Annotated in this window: 2 protein-coding genes and 1 pseudogene; all 3 read left to right on the top strand. The window is 55.7% G+C overall.

Annotated elements, in window-relative coordinates; genetic code table 11:
• Positions 1-1466 (top strand): RHS repeat-associated core domain-containing protein (locus QMX96_RS26605; RefSeq protein ID WP_282362715.1); only part of this gene is annotated, 1466 nt, incomplete at its 5' end.
• Positions 1467-1482: 16 nt separating this feature from the next.
• Complete coding sequence (locus tag QMX96_RS26600) at positions 1483-2097, top strand: hypothetical protein (RefSeq protein WP_123752259.1); 615 nt, start codon at positions 1483-1485, stop codon at positions 2095-2097.
• Between the two features lie 140 nt (positions 2098-2237).
• A pseudogene (locus QMX96_RS26595) lies at positions 2238-2503 on the top strand (hypothetical protein); the annotation flags it as partial.

The following is a 2503-nucleotide window of genomic DNA, read 5'->3' as shown; positions in this document are numbered from 1 at the left end:
CGACCCTGCTCAAGCGTGAGTATCAGTACGACGCGGTAGGCCAGCTGACCGACATCCACGACACCCGTCGTGGTCATCTGGCCTACCAGTACGACCCGATTGGCCGCCTGTTGCAGGCCACCAGCCGCCTGGGCGTGGAGACCTTCGCCTTCGACCCGGCCGGCAACCTGCTGGATGACAAGCACCACGAGCCGACGCGGCCGCTGGAGCGCACGCCCAGGCGTAACCGTTTGATGGACAACCTGCTGCGCGAGTATGCGGGCACGCATTACACCTATGACGAGCGGGGCAACCTGAGCCATCGGTTGCACAACGGTGTGCAGGCCCGGTTCACCTGGGACCTGTTCGACCGTTTGCAGGCTTACAGCGACGACAAGCTCAAGGTCGAGTACAGCTATGACGCCCTTGGGCGACGCTTGCACAAGCACTCGACGGCGCATTACTGGAACAAACCTGAAGCCGGTACTGGCTGGAACCAGCTGGAGCGAGCCAAGCGCCAGCGCGAGATGAACTGCGGCTTCACCCTGTTCGGCTGGGACGGCGACACCCTCGCCTGGGAAAGCTCGCCTGCGCAGGATGAAGGTCACACCGGGCGCACGGTGCACTACCTGTACGAACCGGGCAGCTTTGTGCCGGTGGCGCAGGCTCTGCGCAAGGCCCCGATACGGTTGTACAAGGAGCCGGACTGGAGCAACCGCCCCTACGACATCGACCAGGACCCGCTCTGGCAGCAAGCGGCCTCGCCACAACCCTTTGATGCGATTGCCTGGTACCAGTGTGACCACCTGGGTACGCCGATGGAGCTGACCGACCACAACGGCGACGTGGCGTGGTCGGCGCAGTACAAGGCGTGGGGCGAGGTGAAACAAGAGCGTTCGGCCTGGGCGAAACAGGTGGGGTTGAACAACCCGATCCGCTTCCAGGGCCAGTATCACGACCATGAGACTGGCCTGCACTACAACCGGTATCGGTACTATGATCCGGCGGTTGGGCGGTTTGTTGGGCAGGATCCGATTGGATATGCGGGCGGGTTGAACCTGTTTGCGTATACGCCGAATCCGGTTTACTGGATCGATCCATTAGGTCTTGCCGGAAATCCAGCAACGGCGACGCATGTTACGTATCAAGCAATTGATCAGCAGACAGGTAAGCCGTATATAGGTTATGCAAGTATGCCTGGGGATAGAGTCGGTGTGGATGTTGTAAAGTATCGATATGGCGGAAATTATGAGCGCTTTGGGGGGACCGCGCCGGAGGTTGTATATCGTGGGTATGGTCAGGGTGGAAAGGACACTGCCAGAGGACTAGAGCAGCATTATTTCGTGGAAAACGATGGGCTAGACGGAACTGCAAACAAACAGAATCCGGTTGGGAAGAATAACAAAAGACGTCAAGAATATACTGATGCCGCTAATCGACATTTGGATTCTCAAGGCTTCGGCGGGTCTGTAGTATGCGAGCTCTAACTAAGGGGTGGGTGATTTGAAAAAAAGAATCGTATGGAAATCTGGCCATTTCATTGTAATCAAGGTTAGGGAGAATCTTTATACCGTCGCTAGAATGACTGGGAAGACCGTTCTTTGTATCTATGATGTTTTTCGAGAGGATGATTACTGGGATGACATCGATTGGAGTGGGGTTGAAGCGCTTTTTCAAGTCTTTGTTGGGGCTGTGGTACAAAAAAATTTAGGTGTGCGTAAAATTTCTGTGGAGGGAATTCAATCTCGATTCCTCAAACTTCAGCGCTACTGGCTAAAGCCGTATACGTCATTGGATGGGGCGCACTTTAAAGGTGGTCGAGAAACGTTTTCTTTTTATGGTGGAAGACTTATAGACGTAGGAGAGGTTGAGAATCCAGAAACATATGGGGCTCCGGTAATAAAACACGATCTGTCGGTTTATGATGATCGAGAGATTATTGAAACGTATGAGCTTACAAATATGTGGGGTGATCTTGATCTTTCCGACAGATTGGCTCGCTATTACGATACAGGTGTAAATAGAGACGATCTTAAGTTTGAAGTTTTTCCGGGGCTCTGGAAGGATCGTGAAAAGCTTCGGCCTCTCACGCGCCGATTGCCGGTTCCATTGCGGTGACGAATTCGGGCAAAAACCTGCCGACACCTTACGCTCTGAAATGAGCGAGTCGGCTATGCTCCGGGAGGCTCAAACGGTGGACGCGGCGCTCACGTTATCTCGACCCCGTTAGGCGCTTCACCTCCCGCATCCCCAGCCGGGGCGAACAGCGCGAGGAAGAAACCTTCGCCTACGACGGCAGGCTGGTCCAGGTCATCAACGCCGCGAGCAAACTGCAGTGGTTGCATGACGAGGCCGGCAACCTCGTTCGTGACACCAACACTACCTGGCCACCGGCAGCCCGATGGTCGCGGTGTGGCAGCACGAGTACGACGCCCTCAACCTGCGTACCTCCACCACTCGTCCGGACGGGCACAAGGTCAGCTGGCTGACCTACGGTAGCGGTCATCTGTTGGGCATGACGGTC

This window comes from Pseudomonas sp. PS01300, assembly GCF_029960155.1.
In the GTDB taxonomy this organism is placed as follows: Bacteria; Pseudomonadota; Gammaproteobacteria; order Pseudomonadales; family Pseudomonadaceae; genus Aquipseudomonas; species Aquipseudomonas palmensis.
Note: the sequence above shows the minus strand (reverse complement) of the source record. Positions and strands in the feature narration are given on the sequence as shown.